Below are 20843 nucleotides of genomic sequence, written 5' to 3'. Positions count from 1 at the left end.
GAAAATTCAAGAATTTTTAAAACTCATGAAAAACATTGACAAAATAACCTTTTTTCAACAAAAAAAGTGCGGGATACGCACCCCGCACACTTTTGTAAACGAATATTTTTTCGTGAGTATATTAGTTTTGTAAGGTTTTCTCCAGTTGTTTGAGCTTTTCCTCAATTTCCTGAATTTCCTTTTGCAAGTCCTGCTGGTGAGGTTTGATTTCTTCGCGCCATTGCTGAATCGATGCTTGTAATTCAGTTCCGACTTCTTTAATGACCTCTGCGCTTTCTTTTGCTGTTTCAACAATTTGCTCTTTTAAAGCTTGTCCATCTCTTTTTAATCTTGTCAGCGTATCTTCGAATTTGTCATAGCCGTCTTTCATCTTTCCGCGCACATCTCTGCCAGAAGAGGGAGTCGTCAGGAGCACTGCCGCACCTCCGAGGAGACCGCCTACAAATAATCCTGTTAATAAAGAACGTCCACTAGCCATTCAAATCACCTCTAGTCAAATTTTACACATTCGCATGTTCTCTCTGAGCTGACGATCAGCTTCATTGAACTTCCATACATAGCTTGCTTTATTTTAGCATACTTTTGAAGAAAAGGGAGGGGAGAAGGTTGTCTGTCTTTCTGTTCGTTTTTACGTGTATCGGTGTCGTTTTTACAGGTGGTTCTATTCATTATGCAAGACAGCTGGGGTATGCAGGGTCTTATCCGCCAAAACATGTATTAAAGCAAAAAGCACTTGTGTGTGCGGCAGGTGCAGGGATTTCGCTCCTCATTTTGCTGCTGACCCTTTTTCTTTTATAAAAGCATGAAAAAACCTCTTCATCTATTATGAAGAGGTTCGATTATTCGTTAAGCAACTTCTATCATTCTTGCACGCCTTAGAATGGACTGAGCAATTGGGAAGACAAATACCATGGCAATGGTATTAATCACGGCTGCTGGAAGGACAACGCCCACAAGAAGTGCCGGTAATGCAGCTGGCAGTCCAGTAATCAGTAAAGCGGCAGATAGGAAAATCACGCCGGATACGATGGTTCCAATCGCAGTTAACACAGCGGTCAGCACCACTTTGTTCTTTATCTTCAAGCAAGATAAGAAAAGGGCTAGGAAGATAAAGGCTGTCACTGGTTTATCAATCATATTTGGAATTTGTCCGCCTGGGAAACCCGTTGTTAATGCAGAAATGACGCCAGTCACTAGGGCAATAACCACTACATGCTGTACCTTTGGGAAAAGGATGATGCTTAAAAACATCATGACCAGCATCATATCAGGTTTCATTCCGAAAAAGATGGGCGGGAAAATCGTATGCAAAACAGCTCCCATTGCTGCAAGCAATGACATAATCACTAATTCTTTTGTTTTCATTTCTATGCTCTCCTCTGCTAAGCTCTTAGGACTCTTCAATAATATGGCTCATCATTTATTGCAAGAGTCATCACTTTATATTTCTCGTTATTATAACAAATTTATTTCTCTATAGAAAAGCTTTTTTACTCATTTTCTTGCTGGAACTTTTTCATAAAGTCCGCAAGCTTTTGGCAGTCTTCAATCGATACCGCATTGTAAATAGATGCTCTGCATCCACCGACAGAACGGTGGCCGGCAAGTCCAACCATTTGTTCCTGCTTTGCTTTCTCTACAAAGGAAGCAGTGAGCGCATCATCACGAAGGGTAAACGTGACATTCATATGCGAACGGCTGTCAGTGCGTGCGTGTCCTTTGTAAAAACCGCCGCTTTGATCAATTGTGTCGTAGAGAATGCCTGCTTTTTGTTCATTGCGTTTTTCCGCTGCTTCTACGCCGCCAGCCTGTTTGACATGCTCAAGGACAAGAGACAGCATATAAATCGCAAAAGTCGGTGGTGTGTGATAAAGAGAGTTGGCTTTTGCGTGTGTTGAATATTTTAATATTTTCGGTGTGCTGCTTTTCTCTTTCTCTAATAAACGTTTGCGCGCGATCACAATCGTGATACCAGAAGGCCCTAAGTTTTTTTGTGCCCCAGCATAAATGAAATCAAATTGAGAAACATCGATTTTTTTGCTGAGAATATCACTGGACATATCTGCAATAAGCGGTAATGATGTACCAGGGAACGTTTTCCACTGAGTGCCGAAGATCGTATTGTTTGATGTGATGTGTAAGTAAGCGCCATCTGTTAAACCGGAGGCATCTACTTCTGGAATATACGAGTAGTTGTCGTCTTCACTTGAAGCAAACACAGATGTTTCACCAAACCCTTTTGCTTCTGATAATGCTTTTTCTGACCAAGCGCCTGTTTGAATGAAATGAGCCGTTTCGCCTTCATGTAAGAAGTTCATAGGAATCATCGCAAATTGAAGACTAGCTCCGCCCTGTAAAAAGAGGACTTCGTAATCTTCAGGAATGTCCATCAGTTCCACCAACAGTGCTTTTGCCTTATTGTGGACTTCTTCATATTCACCGCTGCGATGAGACAGCTCCATCACAGACATCCCAGTTTGTTTAAAATCAACAAGTTCTTCCTGTGCTTTTTGAAGCACTTCTAGCGGCAGTGCCGCCGGACCAGCATTAAAATTCGTCGTTCGCTTCATCACAATCTCTCCCTATTTCTCGCGTTAATGGATCAAAAGATAAAACCATCCTATCACAAATTTGAAGCAATTGGACGAAAAATTTGAATCGTTTTAAATATCTTACTATTAAGAGTTGAAAGCGATAAAAAGGGGCAGAAATAAGAAAAACCTCATCTATTAAGATGAGGTAAGCCGCGTGTGGATGGCAGAAGAAATATCTTTTAAATCCTCTGACGTGTATTGCTCTTGATGTGATTTCCATACAGCACCAAAGCCATCGCCTTTTCCGTAGCGCGGAATGATATGCATATGGTAATGGAACACAGATTGTCCGGCTTTTTCGCCGTTGTTGTTTAGAAGGTTTAACCCAATTGGTTCAAATTCCTGTTTGATTGCTCTTGCAATTTTCGGAATCGCTTGGAAGTAGTGATTAGACACTTCTGGTGTCATCTCGTAGATATTTTCTTTATGTATTTTCGGGATTACAAGGGTATGTCCTTTTGTTACTTGGCTAATATCTAGAAAAGCCAATACATGCTCGTCTTCATATACTTTTGCACATGGAATGTCTCCATCAATGATCTTGCAAAAAATACAATCGCTCACGTCATGTCACTCCTCATTCATTTTCCTTCATCGTATCACAAAAAGAAGCAAAAAAGAAAACAGGACAAGCGAACTCCTTTGGTCGCTCATCCTGCTCCTGCAGAAGAAATGCTGATGCTTTCATTCGATATGCCTTTTGAATTCTCTATTTACTGAAATAAAGAATTCGTATGCCTGCTATTTCTGCCGTAAACACCTCATTTGACGTTTTGGTTTGTCGTATACATATTGTATAGGACACAAAAATCAAGAATCAGTGAAGCAAAACAGAAGCTAAGGTTTTTAGATGAAAAACCAACTTGTCATGCGGTTCTTTGCCTTTAACAAACACCTCATTTACTTATTGGTCATCAAGTTCATTTCTTCTACATACATTATGATGACCAAAGCGCCTATTTTTTATTCATGCCGCGATTAAGGTAAACATTTCAAATTACCTTTCGTTTTTGTTACTATAAAGGAAAAAAGAAAGAAAGGAACGAATTCATGTCCCTTCTCACTGTAAAAGATGTAACGGGTGGATATACGAAGAATCCCGTTCTAAAAAATATCTCATTTGAATTAGAAAGAAATCAAATCGTCGGTCTCATCGGCTTAAACGGGGCGGGGAAAAGCACAACCATTCGCCATATCATCGGGCTCATGAAACCGCATAAAGGTGTCATTGAATTGAATGGACGAACTCTTCAAGACGATCAAGAGGCGTATCGTTCGCAATTTACGTTTATTCCAGAAACACCTGTATTATATGAAGAATTAACCTTAAAAGAGCATTTAGAGCTGACAGCGATGGCTTACGGTCTGTCAAAGGAACAATTAGATGAACGTCTGCCGTCATTGCTGAAAGAATTTCGAATGGAGAAACGTTTGAAATGGTTCCCTGCTCATTTTTCAAAAGGAATGAAACAGAAGGTCATGATTATGTGTGCATTCCTTGTTGAACCAGAACTGTATATCATCGATGAACCGTTTTTAGGGCTTGATCCTCTTGCGATTAATGCACTCCTTGAACGGATGAATGCTGCGAAGAAAAACGGCGCAAGTGTCCTGATGTCGACGCATATTTTGGCGACAGCTGAGCGCTATTGTGATTCCTTTATTATTTTGCACGAAGGGGAAATCAGAGCGAAAGGAACACTGACAGAGCTGAGAGAACAGTTCAATATGAGAGATGCGACACTCGATGATCTTTATTTGGAATTAACAAAGGAAGAAAGCTATGAGTAAAATGACGCAAACCATTTGGAAATCCCGATTAGAGGAACACATGCAAGATACAAGAAAATATTTAAAATACATGTTCAATGATCATCTTGTCATTGTGCTCATTTTTTTCCTTGCAGGCGGAGCGAGCTGGTATAGTAACTGGCTCAAACAGATTCCGGCTCACTTCCCATCCTACTGGGTCATGGCAGTTGTTTTTTCATTGGTGCTGACAAGCTCTTACGTGCGTACGTTGATCAAAGAAGCAGATCTCGTGTTTTTGCTTCCCTTGGAAGGGAAGATGGAGCCTTATTTAAAACAAGCTTTTAATTTTAGCTTCATTTCTCAGCTGTTTCCTCTTATTGCCGTATCCATTGTTGCACTTCCGCTTTATTCTGCGGTGTCTTCAGGCGGTCTCAAGATGTATGTGCTGATATTGGCGCAAATGATTTTGATCAAGGGTGTGAATACAGCAATTCAATGGAGGATCACTTATTTTCAAGGAAAACAGATCAGATGGCTTGATGCAGTCCTTCGTTTTCTATTGAATATGATTTTGGTATATACCGTTTTACAGGCATCCTATGCAATCGCAATCGTTTTTTATCTGATCTATGGTGTCTATCTCGTTTACTTAACCAATGCAGTAAAAAAACAGCCTTTTCAATGGGAATTGCATATTTCTGACGAATTAAAACGAAAACAGCGCTTTTATCGTCTGGCAAACTTATTTACAGATGTGCCTCATTTAAAGAAACAGGTGAAAAGAAGAGCATACATGGACTGGCTCTTGCAGTTTGTTCCGTATGACCAGCGTAAAACTTTTTCTTACATGTATGTGAGGGCGTTTTTACGTTCAAATGACTATTTTGGTCTCGTGTTTAGGCTAACCGCCGTGTTTGTGCTGATTATTTTGTATACAGGTGCAGCAGGCTGGGTGGGTGCGCTGCTTGTCTTGTTCACCGTGTTTATCACAGGTGTACAGCTTGTGCCGTTAACGAAGCACTTTTCCCATCTTTCATTACAGGCACTTTATCCAGTTGCTCAGCAAGAAAAGGATCGGAGCTTTTTTGTTCTCGTTCGTAATGTGCTTATTATTCAATCGATATTGCTGAGCTGTGCAGTACTCCCGGCAGGAGGATGGCAGGGAAGTGGACTTGCCCTTCTGATTTCGCTGGCATTTGTACTTGTCCTCTTCAAGCCTTACGTACTCAGTCGATTAAAAAAGATGAGATAAGCGGAGATATGTTTCTGACAGCAAGCGTATGATGACATCAAGGAGGGGTCCGGATGAATGCAGCTGAACGGGAGTTGTATGAAGAAGCCATTTTTTTTCAAACGCGTTTTTTAAGAAAACCTTCGAAGATCGAACGGTTTTCAAAAGGAGTTCAGCAGCAGGTGAACCGCCGAATCCCTGCTCGATTTCATCAAGTCATCACAAGTGCGGTCAAAACAATGGTTGAATCCACCGTATCAGGATCGCACTTCACTTCATTTTCGGTGATTGATGAGCAATTATCTATCATCGAGCGAAATGAACTGGCAAAGGAGAAAGTGAAGTACTATCAAAAGGCAGCTGCGATCGAAGGAATTGGAACAGGTGCAGGTGGTATATTGCTCGGTATGGCAGACTTTCCGCTGCTGCTTAGCATTAAGATGAAATGTCTTTATGAGCTGGCATGTATTTATGGCTTTGATTTGTCTCAAAAAGAAGAAAGACTCTTTTTGCTCTGTATATTTCAACTCGCCTTTTCCGGCAGTGCACATCGTCAAAAAATGATGAACATCATAGATGATTGGGAAACGAGCTGCGAGGAAATGGATTGGTACAGCTTTCAGCAGGAGTATCGAGATTACATTGACCTAGTGAAGCTATTTCAATTAATGCCGATCGTCGGAGCCGCTGTTGGCGGTGTGGCAAATCATCAGCTGACAGGACAGCTCGGAGATGTCGCTCGTCATGTGTTTCACTTACGAGTGTTGAAAGAAATGAAATAGAAAAGCCGCTGGCGACAGCGGCATCAGCGTGTAGACAAACCCTCGCATTCGTTGTCAGGGCTGCGTTCCGGTGCTCACGAATGTTCAATTCGCTCCGCTCCGGTACTCGTCCTTCCTAGACTTCAAAGGTTTTCTATCACACTGAAAAGAAGACAAAGGGCTAAAATAAAAATCATTTTAGCCCTTTGTCAATAATCTAAAGCCGCTGGCGACAGCGGCTTTTTTTTCATTCATCGTAGGAAAGGACGGCACGGGCGAGTACCTTTGCTGCGACAGGCATTGCTTTTTCGTTGATATCAAATTTTGGGTGATGATGGGGATACACGTCTTGGCTGTTTTCAGGCATGGCGCCTGTGTAAAAGAAGGTACCAGGGACATGCTGAAGGTAGTAAGCAAAATCTTCTCCACCCATTTGGGTTTCCGCTTCTTTTACTTCTGTGACACCTTCTGTCTGTTTTGCGATGTCAGCAATATATTCAGTCGGCTTTGGATGATTTTTAACAGCAGGATATCCTCTCACATATTCATATGTGTAGTCGGCATCATGCATGTCGCACACCCCTTTCACGACCTGTTCAATTTCTCGTTCGATGGTGTGTCGTGCACTTTCTTCAAAGGATCGTGCAGTACCAGTTAAAACAGCTGAATCTGCAATGACGTTAAAAGCATTCTCTGCCACAAAACCTCCAACAGATACAACAGCAGAATCAACTGGATTGACTTTACGGGCAACGACTTGCTGCAGGTTTGCGACGATTTGTGAACCGATGAGTACGGCATCTTTCGTTAAGTGAGGCTGTGCGCCGTGTCCGCCTTTCCCCTGAACTCGAATAGAGAAGCGGTCGGCGGCTGCCATAAAGTTCCCGCTTTTATAAAGAACGGTGCCACAAGGCTCTGGAGACCAAAGGTGCGTACCGAATATGACATCGACACCGTCTAAGCAGCCGTCTTCAATCATTGGTTTTGCACCGCCTGGCGCATATTCTTCTGCGTGCTGATGAATGAGGACGATTTTCCCTTTTAATTGATCGCGGTGCTCATTCAAGATTTTCGCTAAGACAAGTAGTGTCGCTGTGTGCCCATCGTGCCCGCATGCATGCATCACACCTGGCTTTGTTGATTTGTAAGGCACTTCCTTTTCATCATGGATGGGAAGTGCATCAAAATCAGCCCTGAGGGCAATCGTCGGCCCCGGAGAAGCTCCTTCGATAAAGGCGAGTACACCATGGCCGCCCACCTGTGTACGTGTTGGTATATGTAATGTGTCATAGTAGTTGGCGATGAAAGCGGCTGTTTCTTCTTCCTGGAAAGAAAGTTCAGGATTCATGTGGAGATGGCGTCTAATTTCAACCATTTCCTCATAATGTTCATCAAGACGTTCATTAATGCTTTTTTGTAAAGTGGATATTGTCATTGAGTCGAAAACCTCCTTCATGCTCTTTTACTGATTGTATGGTAATTGTTAGAATCTTTCAACAGAAGAGGATTTCGCATGCTGCATCAAAAGGTCAATTTACATAAAAGTCGAAGTTGATATGAAGCGGGGAAAGGGAGGAATCGTGTTGGGAAGCTGTCCAAATTGTTCAAAAGCATTTTCTTTCGTTGAAAAGTTTCAATTATCACATACGAAAATGATGATGTGTCCAAGCTGTCGTCATCAAGTCAAAGAAACCTTTGTCTCCAAGATGAGTTTTTTCATGATCTGCTTGATTCCGCTATTGGTGATGCTCATTCAATTGAAAGGTGCTTCACCTATGTTGAAGTGGCCGATCTTATTAGGATGGATACTATTGAATTTCTATGTGCTTCAGCCGATCATTCATCGGTACGAGCTGACATCACGACGATAAAATGAAAAGCCCAGCTATTGGGCTTTTTTTCATGAAAAAAAGAAGTGCTGCTTTCAGCACTTCCTTAATTGTCTGTAACGGCATGATAGGATGTGAGAAAAGCAGGACGAGAGAAGATGGAGCCAGTATCCTCGTTTGGCTGAAAGAACGCTTCTGATTCTTGAAAGTCTTCAAATAAGTCCTCTGATTCCCAAAGTGTCATAATCAAATACACTTCTTCATCTTTTTTCGGTCTTAACACTCGAAGAGCCTGGAAGCCCCGCTGATGTTCTGAGATGTTCGTCTTCTTCTGAAAAGTAGATTCAAAAAGTGCTCTGCTTTCAAGCTTCACAGGGATATGATTCAAGGTGACGAAGCCAGATTGGAATAGCTCACCTTTCGCATAAATCACATCATAGGCATGAGGGGCTTTAAAAACAGTCTCGCCCTCCGTCTCATGGAAAAGAGCTGCTTGTTCTTTTCCGACCATATAAAGCAGATTTTCCTGATCGTGTTTCTTTGCGATTTTATGCAAGAATTCTGCTGTTCCATATGTGATATAGACATTCATCTAAACCGCCTCCTGCTTGATAGTATAACAAAAGAATGATATATAATTCTTTGGTAGTCAATCCATAAAACATATTATGAAGCAATACATCCCATACTATCCGTATAAAGGAATGAGGTGACCTAATTTGAAGAAAAAGAAAATAATCATTCCATTAGTCATTGCAGGAAGTACCATCGTACTTTCATTTATTGGCTATCTGACCATTTTATTTTTAGGACATTATGTCATAGATGAAAAGAAGCTTGTTTTTCACGCTTCATCCCAAATCATTGATCAGAATGGAAAAGAACTTACAAGTATGTATTCAGAAAATCGGGACCCTGTCTCATTAAAGGAGGTACCTGATAAAGTAGAGAAAGCTTTTGTGGCTGTCGAGGACAAACGATTTTATGAGCATCATGGTATTGATGCACAGTCAATTTCAAGGGCGGTTTATCGAGATATATTAGCAGGAGGAAAGGTAGAGGGCGGCAGTACAATCACTCAGCAGCTCGCAAAAAATATTTTTCTCACAAATGACAAAACCTTTCTTCGAAAAACAAAAGAAGTCATTATTGCCATTAATTTAGAAAGAGATTATTCAAAGGATAAACTGCTCGAGATGTATCTGAATCAGCTTTATTTCGGTCATGGCGTCTACGGTATTCAGGCAGCAGCCAATTATTACTTTAGTAAAGATGTGAAAGATTTAACTGTCAGCGAAGGGGCTACACTCGCTGCGATGCCAAAAGCGCCGTCTACTTACTCGCCTGTTTTACACCCTGATAAAAATAAACAAAGGCGGGACACCATCCTTAATTTAATGAATGAGCAAGGATATTTATCATCAACAGAAACAGTAGAAGCAAAAGGGAGAACACTAGGCATTCATTTGAAAAAGAAATCAGAAACGCCTTGGGTCGACAGCTATGTCGATCTCATCATTAAGGAGGCAGAATCAGAGTATGCCATTTCACATGAGCAATTGCTTCAAGGTGGTTATACCATTACAGTTCCGATCGATATGAATCTGCAAAAGGTCGCTTACGATGCGATGAAAAACAACCGTTATTTCCCGGGAAAAAGCGGTTCTCCTGAAAGCAGCGCCGTCTTTATTGATAACGAGTCTGGCGGAGTAAAAGCAGCAATCGGAGGACGAGAATATCAAGCGAGGGGCTATAACAGGGTGACCGCTGTTAGACAGCCTGGATCTGTTTTCAAGCCGATCGCGGTATATGGTCCGGCAATGCAGGAGAAAAAATTCCGACCTTATTCCCTGCTTGAAGACAAAGAAAAAAGCTATGACGGCTATTCACCAAAGAATTACGATGGGCAGTATGAAGGCAAGGTCACAATGGTGGATGCGCTCATGAAAAGTAAGAATACAGCTGCGGTGTGGACATTAAGCGAGCTTGGTATTGATACCTCGAAATCATATCTCGAGAAAATGGGAATGGAGATTTCGGATAAAGGACTTGCCATGGCACTTGGCGGCTTAGAAAAAGGGGTTTCTCCACTTCAAATCGCTGGAGCTTTCCACACATTTGCAAATGAAGGCGTATATAAAAAGCCTTTCTTCATTCAAAAAATCACCAATGATGAAGGAGAAACGGTAGAGAAGAATCGCAGTAAGCCAGAACGAGTGTTTAGCGTGCAGAATGCTTGGAATATGACAAGAATGCTGCAGCAAGTCGTCAAAGGCGGAACAGCCCAGAGCGGTTCATATGCTGGAGATTTAGCAGGTAAAACAGGCACAACCACATATTCAGGTGTGAAAGGTGCAACAAAAGATGCTTGGTTTGCCGGCTATACGCCTAGTACAACGGGTGCGATCTGGATGGGGTATGACAAAACCGATAACAGTCACTATTTAACTGGCGGCAGTCAATACCCAGTGCAGCTGTTTAAAGATATTTTAACGACAGCCCAAATCACCAATGAAACGTTTGAAAAACCAGAGGGAATTAAAGAACTTCAATCGCCAATCCATTTAGAGGGACTTTCAGGATTTGAAGCCCGCTATGCGTTTAAAATCAAAGGATTGTTTACATTAGAGCTTTCTTGGGACAAGCAGGAGGATAAACGGGTTGAATACCGTATTTATGAAAAGAGAAATGGAAACGAGACGCTGATCGATTCAGTGACAGGCGTGGGCAGCTACACAATGCCGTATGCCAACGTGTTTTCAGATGCGGAGTATAAGGTTGTTCCATATAATACTCAAACGCAAGAAGAAGGAGAAGGCAGTCCGTATGTCAAGCCAGAGGCTTTTGGACGTTAATATTCGGCGATTTTTTGAACATTGAGCCGCTTTAGTATACCGTGCCTTGAAAAAGCGGTATAGTAAAAGCAGTGTTTGAGCCTTATACAAAGAGCGTGTAAGGCGAAAGGTGGAATGAAAGGTAATGGGAAAAACGAAGGCTTTTAATGACACGTTCTTAAAGGCGTGCAAAGGGGAAAAAACAGACCATGTACCAGTTTGGTATATGAGACAGGCAGGACGCTCACAGCCTGAATATCGTGCCCTTAAAGAAAAATACGGGCTATTTGAAATTACGCATCAGCCAGAGCTATGTGCTTATGTAACAAGACTTCCTGTAGAACAATATGGTGTAGATGCCGCTATTTTATATAAAGATATTATGACCCCGCTTCCGGCTATTGGAGTGGACGTTGAAATTAAAAATGGAATTGGACCTGTGATTGATTCACCGATTCGGACAAAAGCAGATATTGAACGTCTTGGGGAGCTTCATCCTGAAGAAGACCTGCCATATGTGCTTGATACCATTCAGCTTTTAACGAAGGAGCAGCTGAATGTACCGCTCATTGGTTTTGCCGGTGCACCATTTACGATGGCAAGCTATATGATTGAAGGCGGCCCATCTAAAAACTATCATAAAACAAAAGCGCTGATGTACAGTGAGCCTGAGACATGGATGCTGCTCATGAACAAATTAGCTGATATGACGATCACGTACATACGTGCGCAGGTAAAAGCAGGGATCAGTGCGTTTCAAATCTTTGACTCATGGGTTGGTGCTTTAAATGCAGCAGATTACCGGACATTCATTAAACCTGTCATGCAGCGAATTTTCACAGAGTTGAAGAGTGAAAATGTACCAATGATCATGTACGGAGTTGGGGCAAGCCATCTGGTGAAAGATTGGCATGACCTGCCGCTAGATGTCGTTGGACTGGATTGGCGTATGAGTGTAGACGAGGCTCGAAAAGAAGGGCTCACAAAAACGTTACAAGGGAATCTTGATCCAACGATCTTACTTTCTCCTTGGGAAGTCATTGAAGAGAGAGCAAAAGATATTTTAGATCAAGGGATGAAATCAGATCACTTCATCTTTAACTTAGGTCATGGGGTATTTCCAGATGTTTCACCAGATACGTTAAAGAAGCTGACCGATTTTATTCACGACTATTCAGCTAAACATAAAAAAACATCCATCTAAACTATTTCAAATGATCTGAAGGAGTGTTGGTTGTGGAGAAAAAGAAAATGGGGCTTCTTGTCATGGCATATGGCACCCCATATAAAGAAGAAGACATTGAGCGTTATTATACACATATTCGTAGAGGCAGAAAGCCGGAGCCAGAAATGCTGCAAGATTTAAAGGATCGCTACAAGGCAATCGGCGGTATTTCTCCTTTATCAAAAATTACAGAGCAGCAGGCAAATGGTTTGTGTGAGCACTTGAATGACATTCAAGACGACATTGAATTTCATGTCTACATTGGCTTAAAACATATCGAGCCTTTCATTGAGGATGCAGTTGCTGAAATGCACAAGGACGGCATTACAGAAGCTGTGAGTATCGTTCTTGCGCCGCATTTCTCAACCTTTAGTGTGAAATCGTATAACAAACGTGCACAAGATGAGGCAGACAAGCTGGGCAATTTACAGATTACGTCTGTTGAAAGCTGGTACGATGAGCCGAAGTTTGTGGACTATTGGGTGAAACAAGTGAAGGATACGTATGCATCAATGAGTCAAGAGGAACGAGATTCCGCGGTACTTATTGTGTCTGCACACAGTCTGCCTGAAAAAATTATTGCAGCAGGAGATCCATATCCTGATCAGCTCGCACAATCGGCCAAAATGATTGCGGAAGGTGCGGGAATTGAACACTATGAAATTGGCTGGCAAAGTGAAGGCAACACGCCGGATCCATGGCTTGGACCAGACGTGCAAGACTTAACGCGGGATTTATTTGAACAAAAAGGCTATCAAACATTCGTGTATGTGCCTGTTGGTTTTGTCGCTGATCATCTTGAAGTGTTATACGACAACGATTATGAATGTAAAGTCGTGACAGATGAAATTGGTGCAGCCTACTATCGTCCAAAAATGCCAAATGCGAAACCAGCATTTATTGATGCTCTGGCAACAGTCGTATTAAAGAAGCTTGACGAAAGCAAGTAATCATATAAAAGAAGGCGATCCTATGCATGACAATCAAAAACACCTTGTCATCATTGGCGGTGGCATCACTGGTTTAGCCGCCGCCTTCTATTTGGAAAAGGAAGTCGAAGAAAAAGGTCTTCCGATTCAAATATCTCTTATTGAAGCGAGCCCTAGGCTAGGTGGAAAAATACAAACATTATATAAAGACGGCTACATCATCGAACGTGGACCTGATTCATTTTTAGAAAGAAAAGTCAGTGGACCGCAGCTGGCTAAGGATGTCGGTCTGTCCGATCAGCTCGTCAATAATGAAACTGGGCAAGCGTATGTACTAGTCAACGAAACCCTTCATCCGATGCCAAAGGGTGCTGTGATGGGTATTCCAACTCAAATCAGCCCATTTATTACAACTGGTCTTTTTTCAGTTGCGGGAAAAGCGAGAGCGGCGATGGATTTCGTGTTGCCAAAAAGCAAGCAGACCGAAGATCAGTCGCTTGGTGAATTTTTTAGAAGACGTGTGGGTGATGAGGTCGTTGAGAATTTAATCGAGCCGCTTCTATCAGGCATTTACGCAGGGGATATTGACCGCCTGAGCTTAATGTCCACCTTCCCGCAATTTTATCAAACAGAACAGCAGCATCGCAGTTTGATTCTTGGGATGAAAAAATCACAGCAGCATGCGAAAGCACAGCAAGTGACTGCGAAAAAACAAGGACAGTTCCAAACGATCAATCAAGGACTGCAGTCGCTTGTGGAAGCAGTAGAAAGTAAGCTCAAGCTGACAACGGTGTATAAAGGGACAAAAGTGAAGCAGATTGAAAAAACAGAGGGAGGCTATGGTGTGCAATTAGACAGCGGTCAAACGCTTTTTGCCGATTCAACCATTGTCACGACTCCGCATCAATCGATCTATTCCATGTTTCCTAAAGAAGCAGGGCTTGAGTATTTGCATGACATGACCTCTACTTCTGTTGCAACGGTAGCACTCGGTTTTAAAGAAGAGGATGTTCATAATGAATATGACGGCACTGGTTTTGTCATCTCAAGAAACAGTGATTTCTCTATTACGGCCTGTACATGGACAAACAAAAAATGGCCGCATACAGCTCCGAAAGGAAAAACGCTATTGCGTGCGTATGTCGGAAAAGCTGGCGACGAATCGATTGTCGAGCAGTCAGACAGTCAAATCGTCAGCATCGTGCTTGAAGATTTAAAGAGAATCATGGATATTAAAGCAGATCCAGAATTGACGACAGTGACTCGCTGGAAGACCAGTATGCCGCAATATCACGTCGGTCATCAAAAAGCTATTTCGAACATGCGAGAAACGTTTAAGCAATCATATCCTGGTGTTTATATCACAGGTGCTGCTTTTGAAGGTGTTGGAATCCCTGATTGTATTGATCAAGGAAAAGCCGCCATCTCAGAAGCTGTATCGTATCTATTTTCATAAAAAACAACTCCCTTTTCTGTCATGGAAAGGGAGTTTTTCATGTTCGAATCATTCGAAAAGAGTTGGGAATCATAAATGTGAACAAAGTTGTTGCATCCGGGGAAAGGGATATGGTATATTACTTTCTGTACTTAATGACCAAAACGTTCAAATAGTCATTTCGGGAGTGAGATCATGAGTGTTGATAGGAGACAAATGATTTTAGATGGTGCGACGAAGGCATTTACTCAATTCGGGTATAAAGCGACCACAATGGACCTCGTGGCGAAGCTTGCCAACGTCGGGAAAGGTACCATTTATACATTTTTCAAAAACAAAGAAGAGTTGTTCGATGAAATTTTCACATCCCTTTTACTAGAGATGAGGAAAATTGCGGATGAGGCGATTGATGAGAAGAATAGTTTCTCTGAAAACCTTCACTTAGCACTCTTTGCAATTTTAGAATTTCGAAAAAACCACCAGCTCACAATTAAGATTTTTCAGGAAAATGCGGAGCTTGGCACGTCAGCGGTCAAGGAAATGATCGAAAAGATGGAGCAGATGATCATTCGCTATATCAAAATGAAAGTACAAGAAGCGATGGATAAAGGCGACATTAAGCCTTGTGATCCTGAATTGACTGCATTTGTGATGGTGAAACTATATATTGCACTGATTTTTGATTGGGAAAAGCGATACGAGCCTTTAACAAAAGAAGAGGTAGCCGAATCGCTGGAGCTTTATGTCTTAAAAGGACTATCTGCAACAACATAATTTTTTTTGAGTTCATATGACCAAATTTTATATTTAGTCATTCATCTATGGGAGGAAAACAGCAATGAATTTAATTCGGAATCAATGGAAAGACATTGTAACGAGCAAAAAACTACTGATCCCGATTTTAGCTGTCTTATTTATTCCGCTGATTTACAGTGGTGTATTTTTAAAAGCATATTGGGATCCATATGGTACAGTTGATCAACTGCCTGTAGCGGTTGTCAACTTGGATGAAGGCAGTCATTATGACGGGAAAACCCTTCATGTCGGCGATGATTTAGTGAAGGAATTAAAGAAAAACGATAATTTCAAATGGAATTTTGTCGATAGTGAAGAAAAGGCCGTAAAGGGATTAAATAACGAGGATTATTATCTCGTTGTGGAAATACCAAAAGACTTCTCGAAAAATGCAAGTACAGTGTTAGATAAACATCCGAAAAAATCGAATCTGAAATATTATACGAATCCAGGCGCAAACTATGCGGCGTCACAAATTGCGAATAATGCCATTATCAAATTAAAAGATTCGGTTTCAAAGGAAGTCACAAAAAATTACGCCGAGGTCATCTTTGATAACTTCAAAACGATTGCAAAAGGATTAGATCAAGCAAGCGATGGCGCGAAGAAAATTGATGACGGAACAAAAAGCGCAAAAGATGGCAGTACAAAGTTAAAAGACAACTTAGCCAAATTGGCTGAAGGTACGTTAACCTATAGCGAAGGTGTTCATCAGTTCGCAGGGAAAATGGGTGAACTGAACACAGGCATACAGTCTCTAGACAGTGGGCTCGGTCAGCTCTTAACAGGCTATCAAACCATTGATCAGAAATTTGGAGATCTTGGTACAGGAATTGATACATTAACCGAAGGATTAAACACAAGCCGTGAAGGACATCAGCAGCTCGCTTCTAAAATGCCGCAATTCACAGCGGGCATTGAGCAGCTAAACAATAAAGCACAATCCTTTTCAGAAAAAATTGCAGCAGTAGAAAAAGTCTTATCGTCACCAGAATTAGCGAATCTTGAAAAGATGGCGCCTAAACTCGATCAGGTGAAAAAAGACGCAAAAACGTTCAGTACAAAACTTGCTTCATTAAAAGAAGCATTATCAAATCGAGATGCTAAAGTAAAAAGCATTATCCAAAACAGTTCCATGACAGATGAAGAGAAAAAGGCGGCAATGGATCAGCTGAACAGTCTGCCTAAAATCGAACTGCCTGATCTGTCTGGACTCGAACAAAGCTTAGCGGCCTTGCAGGAACTGCCTGATGCAAGTGAGGTACAGTCTGCGGTTGCATCTGCAAAAGCGCAGCTGCAGCAAGTCAAACAGCTGCCAAAGAAAACAGAACAGCTGTACACGTCTACAGTCGCGATACAAAATGCGATCGACCAAATGACATCTGGTACAAATAAATTGTATCAAGGTGCATTGAAGCTTCAAACAGGTCAAGGCCAATTACAAGATGGCCTGCAAACAGCAAATGGAAAGCTTGATACGGCGAAAAGCGGAGCGGATAAGCTTGCAAATGGATCAAGCCAGCTTAGCGCAGCGTTAAATAAGCTGGAAAGTGGTTCAACAAATATCCAAAGCAATACATCTAAGCTTGCCGAAGGCTCAAAATCGCTTGATAAAGGATTGGGAGATTTAAAGAGCGGTACAGGTAAGCTGTCCAATAAATTGAAAAGCGCCGCTGATGAAACAGGGGAAATTGATGCAAATCAAGACAATTACAATATGATTGCAAGCCCTGTTAAAACAGAGAATGATACAGCGAAAAAGATTGATAATTATGGAACAGGGCTCACGCCTTATATTTTATCCATGGGACTCTTTGTTGGGGCTCTGATGCTCACCGTTGTATTCCCAATGAAAGACCCTGCTGGACGCCCTAGAAATGCGTTTGAATGGTTTGTCAGCAAATATAGCGTGCTTCTGCTTGTCGGTATCCTGCAAGCAGTCATTGCAAGTACGATGCTCATCTTTGGGCTTGGTCTTGAGGTGGAAAGTCTCTGGCGCTTCTATCTCTTTGCAATCATCGTCAGTCTGACATTCTTAGCGATCATTCAGCTGCTAGCGACAACAATGGGGAACCCAGGACGCTTCATTGCCGTCATTATCTTAGTTCTTCAGCTCGCAGCAAGTGCTGGTACATTCCCGCTTGAGCTTGTCCCTAAATTCTTCCAAGTCATTCATAGTCTGCTTCCAATGACATATACAATCAATGGATTTAGAACGATCATTGCAAGCGGTGATGACAGCTATTTATGGCACCAAGCAGCGATTCTTGGAACAGTTGCGATCATCATGATGGCGGCAACAACCGCATACTTTGCTTGGAACGTAAGAAAAATGAAACAAGACGAAGCTTAATCAAGAAATCCTTTCTCTTTATAGAGGAAGGATTTTTGATTTGAAATTAGACATCTTGAACCCGAAGCGATATATTTTAAGAAGAGATGCTATAAAAGGCATACATGGAAGGAATTGCTTTCAGACAAAGGAGGAAATGCCGAATGACAACTGAAGTAAACGAAACCGTTCAGCTGATTCAAAAGCTCGTATCGATCCCAAGTCCGTCAGGGAATACAGAAAAGGTGATTGGCTTTGTTGAACGCTTTTTACAGGATGTAAATATTGAGACAAAACGAAATCGAAAGGGCGGCTTAATTGCCACTATTAAAGGAACCGATGATAAGGAACACCGCATGCTGACAGCACATGTCGATACGCTTGGTGCGATGGTAAAGGAGATTAAATCAAATGGACGGCTTCGTCTTGCACTCATTGGAGGCTTTCAGTATAACTCAATCGAAGGTGAATACTGTGAAATTGAAACCGCTTCAGGCCATACATACACAGGAACCATTCTCATGCATCAAACGTCAGTTCATGTCTATGCGGATGCGGGAAAAGCAAAACGAAACCAAGAGAATATGGAGATCCGACTCGATGAAAAGGTGCAAAATGCAGACGATGTCAAAGCACTTGGCATTCAAGTAGGGGACTTTATCTCATTTGATCCTAGAGTGGAAGTGACGTCTTCAGGTTTTATTAAATCAAGACACCTTGATGACAAGGCAAGTGTGGCGCTCTTGCTGCGACTCATCCACCGCATTCAAAAGGAAAACATCACATTGCCGCATACGACGCACTTCTTAATTTCCAATAATGAAGAGATTGGCTACGGTGGAAATTCCAATATTCCAGAAGAAACGGTGGAATACCTCGCTGTCGATATGGGAGCTATCGGCGATGGTCAATCAACAGATGAATACAGTGTGTCTATTTGTGTGAAGGACTCAAGCGGTCCTTATCATTATGGATTACGCAAGCGTTTAGCCGCATTAGCAGAGGAGAACAATATTGATTACCGTCTAGATATTTACCCTTATTACGGCTCTGATGCATCAGCAGCCATTAGAGCAGGGTATGATATCATTCATGGACTGATTGGTCCTGGCATAGATTCCTCGCATGCATTTGAACGAACACATGAAGATTCTCTCGTCCATACAGCGAATCTCCTTTATCACTATGTTCAATCAGAATTAATCACGGCATAAAAAAAGAACCCCGATAGATGGGGTTCTTTTTCGTTAGCTTGAAAGCTGTGTCGGTTCAGGTACTTCTTGTCCAGTCATCACGCGATGTCCTTTTTCAGGGTCATATTGTCCTTCCCATTTAGACATCACAACAGCTGCAAGTGCATTTCCTGTTAAGTTAACAACTGTTCGCGCCATATCCATGATACGATCCACACCTGCAATAAATGCAAGACCTTCAGCAGGTACACCGATCGTTCCTAATGTTGCGAGTAATACAACAAAGGAAGTGCCAGGAACGGCAGCCATTCCTTTAGATGTCACCATCAGTACAAGAACAAGTGTGAGCTGCTGGACGATCGTGAGGTCAATGCCATATACCTGTGCAAGGAAAAGCGCAGCAATAGCTTGATACAGTACGGAGCCGTCTAGGTTAAACGTATAACCGATTGGGATAACGAAAGAAACAATTCCCTTCGGACATCCAATGCGCTCCATTTTATCCATGACTCTTGGTAAAACTGTTTCAGAGCTGGATGTACTAAAGGCAAGAAGCATTTCGTCTTTCATGTAAGCAAGAAATCTGAAAATATTGACGCCAATCATCTTTCCAATAATTCCGAATACAACGATAAGGAAGAGAGCGAGCGCAAAATAAACAAGACCTACAAGCTTACCTAATGAAATAAGAGATTCAAGACCAAATTTTGATACAGTCACACCAATGAGTGCGAAGACACCAAATGGTGCAGCTTTCATCACAACATTGACGACATGGAACATGGCGTGTGATACACCTTCGAAGAAGGCGAGCACTGGTTTGCCGCGTTCACCAATGGCTGAAACGCCAAGACCAAATAACACAGTGAAGAAAATAATCGCAAGCAAATCACCTTCCGCCAATGATTGGAAGAAGTTCGTTGGAACGATATGAAGGAACGTATCAGCAACTGATTTGCTGCTTTGCTCTTTTTCCGTTTCAACATACTGGCTAATATCTTGTTTTTCCGTATTTCCAAAGTCAACGCCTGCACCAGGTTGAACAAAGTTTGCAAGCGCAAGACCAAGAATAATCGCAAATGTTGTGATAATTTCAAAATAAAGAATAGTTCTAAAACCAAGTTTCCCTACTTTTTTACCATCACCGGCACCTGCAACACCTAAAATTAAGCTAGATACAACAATTGGTATAACAATCATCTTAATGAGTCTTAAGAAGAAGTCTCCAATTGGTTTTAAATAAGTCTCAACGCCTGGGTTACCGAAAAAGATTGCCCCAACAACGACACCGAGAATAAGACCGATTAGGATTTGTGTAGCTAATCCAAATTTTAATTTTTTCATAGATTTCCTCCCTAACATATTCATTAAAGGAATATTCCCATCATATTAAGTTTTAATATATGAATTAAAGTATAACTAAAATTAAAGAGGCTCGTCCACGATTAAATTATATTAAGAAAATACAAAATTGTTTGAAAAAATGAACATTTAGAACCTCCTTTATTGATTCAAGTCAATAAAAAGTGTCTTCAGAACTAAAACTCATCATATAAAAATACTAAAAAACCCTTTTAGGACAAGGGTTTTACCTTTTTACCTATTTTTCAGAAAAAATAAAAAGCACTTTTGACTCCAACTGACGATGGAGGAAAAAAGTGCTTTTTAATTCAATTTTTTACCTTATTTAAGATAACTTACTTGTGAGCATTCCTCACATTCATTACCGTAACACTCGTGTTGTTCCATTAAATCATTTCCACATTTTGAGCATTTCTTTGAGGGCAAATTTCTAAAAAACTCAGTGATTTTTCCTAGCATTTGTCATCCTCCAATACGTTTTGTTGCTATTATTGTATTATAACAGATTAATAATTGTCAATCTGTTTTGTAACAATAGGCAAGAAGAATGCTTTTTTCATGAAAAATGGGT

The 20843-nt window shown here is 41.4% G+C and carries 20 protein-coding genes; 12 read left to right on the top strand and 8 right to left on the bottom strand.

Features of this window, described 5'->3' with window-relative positions; translation table 11 throughout:
• Positions 1–121: 121 nt before the first annotated feature.
• Positions 122–478, bottom strand: coding sequence for a YtxH domain-containing protein (locus C6Y03_RS14910; RefSeq protein WP_034663584.1), 357 nt, complete (start codon positions 476–478; stop codon positions 122–124).
• A 128-nt stretch (positions 479–606) separates the two neighbouring features.
• Here C6Y03_RS14910 and yhzF point away from each other — a divergent pair, with 128 nt between their 5' ends.
• Complete coding sequence (gene yhzF, locus C6Y03_RS14905; protein ID WP_003211362.1) at positions 607–798, top strand: membrane protein YhzF; 192 nt, start codon at positions 607–609, stop codon at positions 796–798.
• A gap of 48 nt (positions 799–846) precedes the next feature.
• Here yhzF and C6Y03_RS14900 read toward each other — a convergent pair whose 3' ends face one another.
• From C6Y03_RS14900 to C6Y03_RS14890, 3 genes are all read right to left on the bottom strand, one after another.
• A complete protein-coding gene (locus C6Y03_RS14900) occupies positions 847–1365 on the bottom strand; it encodes a tryptophan transporter (protein WP_024425455.1) in 519 nt (172 codons plus the stop codon).
• A 125-nt stretch (positions 1366–1490) separates the two neighbouring features.
• Positions 1491–2570 carry a 3-phosphoserine/phosphohydroxythreonine transaminase gene (gene serC / locus C6Y03_RS14895; RefSeq protein WP_060595918.1) on the bottom strand — a complete coding sequence of 360 codons (1080 nt, stop codon included), beginning with the start codon at positions 2568–2570 and terminating at the stop codon, positions 1491–1493.
• A gap of 159 nt (positions 2571–2729) precedes the next feature.
• Entirely contained in the window at positions 2730–3158 is a 429-nt protein-coding gene (locus C6Y03_RS14890) for an HIT family protein (RefSeq protein ID WP_034663580.1), read from the bottom strand.
• A gap of 486 nt (positions 3159–3644) precedes the next feature.
• Here C6Y03_RS14890 and C6Y03_RS14885 point away from each other — a divergent pair, with 486 nt between their 5' ends.
• The 3 genes from C6Y03_RS14885 to C6Y03_RS14875 are packed head-to-tail and all read left to right on the top strand — an operon-like array spanning position 3645 to position 6359.
• The gene (locus tag C6Y03_RS14885; protein WP_003212171.1) at positions 3645–4385 is read left to right on the top strand and encodes an ABC transporter ATP-binding protein; all 741 of its coding nucleotides are present in this window, start codon (positions 3645–3647) and stop codon (positions 4383–4385) included.
• Complete coding sequence (locus tag C6Y03_RS14880; RefSeq protein ID WP_060595920.1) at positions 4378–5598, top strand: ABC transporter permease; 1221 nt, start codon at positions 4378–4380, stop codon at positions 5596–5598. Before C6Y03_RS14885 ends, C6Y03_RS14880 begins: the two co-directional genes overlap by 8 nt.
• A gap of 53 nt (positions 5599–5651) precedes the next feature.
• Positions 5652–6359, top strand: coding sequence for an EcsC family protein (locus C6Y03_RS14875; RefSeq protein WP_060595922.1), 708 nt, complete (start codon positions 5652–5654; stop codon positions 6357–6359).
• 226 nt (positions 6360–6585) lie between these two features.
• Here C6Y03_RS14875 and C6Y03_RS14870 read toward each other — a convergent pair whose 3' ends face one another.
• On the bottom strand, positions 6586–7773 hold the full coding sequence (locus tag C6Y03_RS14870) for a M20 family metallopeptidase (RefSeq protein WP_060595923.1): 1188 nt from the start codon (positions 7771–7773) through the stop codon (positions 6586–6588).
• Positions 7774–8056: 283 nt separating this feature from the next.
• On the opposite strand from C6Y03_RS14870, the gene C6Y03_RS19395 reads away from it, so the two are divergent.
• Positions 8057–8209 carry a hypothetical protein gene (locus C6Y03_RS19395; protein WP_223249501.1) on the top strand — a complete coding sequence of 51 codons (153 nt, stop codon included), beginning with the start codon at positions 8057–8059 and terminating at the stop codon, positions 8207–8209.
• 64 nt (positions 8210–8273) lie between these two features.
• Here the strand turns inward: C6Y03_RS19395 and C6Y03_RS14860 are convergent, their stop codons facing one another.
• The gene (locus C6Y03_RS14860) at positions 8274–8759 is read right to left on the bottom strand and encodes an antibiotic biosynthesis monooxygenase family protein (RefSeq protein WP_106031634.1); all 486 of its coding nucleotides are present in this window, start codon (positions 8757–8759) and stop codon (positions 8274–8276) included.
• A 127-nt stretch (positions 8760–8886) separates the two neighbouring features.
• Here C6Y03_RS14860 and C6Y03_RS14855 point away from each other — a divergent pair, with 127 nt between their 5' ends.
• The 7 genes from C6Y03_RS14855 (at position 8887) to C6Y03_RS14825 (ending at position 18931) form a co-directional block, all read left to right on the top strand.
• Positions 8887–11022 carry a transglycosylase domain-containing protein gene (locus C6Y03_RS14855; protein ID WP_106039562.1) on the top strand — a complete coding sequence of 712 codons (2136 nt, stop codon included), beginning with the start codon at positions 8887–8889 and terminating at the stop codon, positions 11020–11022.
• Positions 11023–11146: 124 nt separating this feature from the next.
• Positions 11147–12205 (top strand): uroporphyrinogen decarboxylase, encoded by a 1059-nt coding sequence (gene hemE / locus C6Y03_RS14850; protein ID WP_060595926.1) that lies wholly within the window; start codon positions 11147–11149, stop codon positions 12203–12205.
• Positions 12206–12237: 32 nt separating this feature from the next.
• The gene (hemH, locus tag C6Y03_RS14845; RefSeq protein WP_106039561.1) at positions 12238–13176 is read left to right on the top strand and encodes a ferrochelatase; all 939 of its coding nucleotides are present in this window, start codon (positions 12238–12240) and stop codon (positions 13174–13176) included.
• A gap of 22 nt (positions 13177–13198) precedes the next feature.
• Entirely contained in the window at positions 13199–14611 is a 1413-nt protein-coding gene (gene hemY / locus C6Y03_RS14840) for a protoporphyrinogen oxidase (RefSeq protein WP_060595927.1), read from the top strand.
• A gap of 174 nt (positions 14612–14785) precedes the next feature.
• On the top strand, positions 14786–15364 hold the full coding sequence (locus C6Y03_RS14835; protein ID WP_034620016.1) for a TetR/AcrR family transcriptional regulator: 579 nt from the start codon (positions 14786–14788) through the stop codon (positions 15362–15364).
• A 64-nt stretch (positions 15365–15428) separates the two neighbouring features.
• The gene (locus tag C6Y03_RS14830; protein ID WP_060595928.1) at positions 15429–17738 is read left to right on the top strand and encodes a YhgE/Pip domain-containing protein; all 2310 of its coding nucleotides are present in this window, start codon (positions 15429–15431) and stop codon (positions 17736–17738) included.
• A gap of 143 nt (positions 17739–17881) precedes the next feature.
• Entirely contained in the window at positions 17882–18931 is a 1050-nt protein-coding gene (locus C6Y03_RS14825; protein WP_106039560.1) for a M42 family metallopeptidase, read from the top strand.
• A gap of 33 nt (positions 18932–18964) precedes the next feature.
• On the opposite strand, the gene gltT is transcribed toward C6Y03_RS14825, so the two are convergent.
• Positions 18965–20254: a glutamate/proton symporter GltT gene (gene gltT / locus C6Y03_RS14820; protein WP_106039559.1), complete on the bottom strand. Its 1290-nt coding sequence runs from the start codon at positions 20252–20254 to the stop codon at positions 18965–18967.
• A 339-nt stretch (positions 20255–20593) separates the two neighbouring features.
• A complete protein-coding gene (gene yhfH / locus C6Y03_RS14815) occupies positions 20594–20731 on the bottom strand; it encodes a protein YhfH (RefSeq protein ID WP_081279451.1) in 138 nt (45 codons plus the stop codon).
• Between the last annotated feature and the right edge of the window lie 112 nt (positions 20732–20843).

It is taken from the genome of Bacillus sp. LNXM65, from assembly GCF_002998575.1.
Taxonomy (GTDB): Bacteria; Bacillota; Bacilli; order Bacillales; family Bacillaceae; genus Bacillus.
This window is presented reverse-complemented; position numbering and strand designations above follow the sequence as displayed.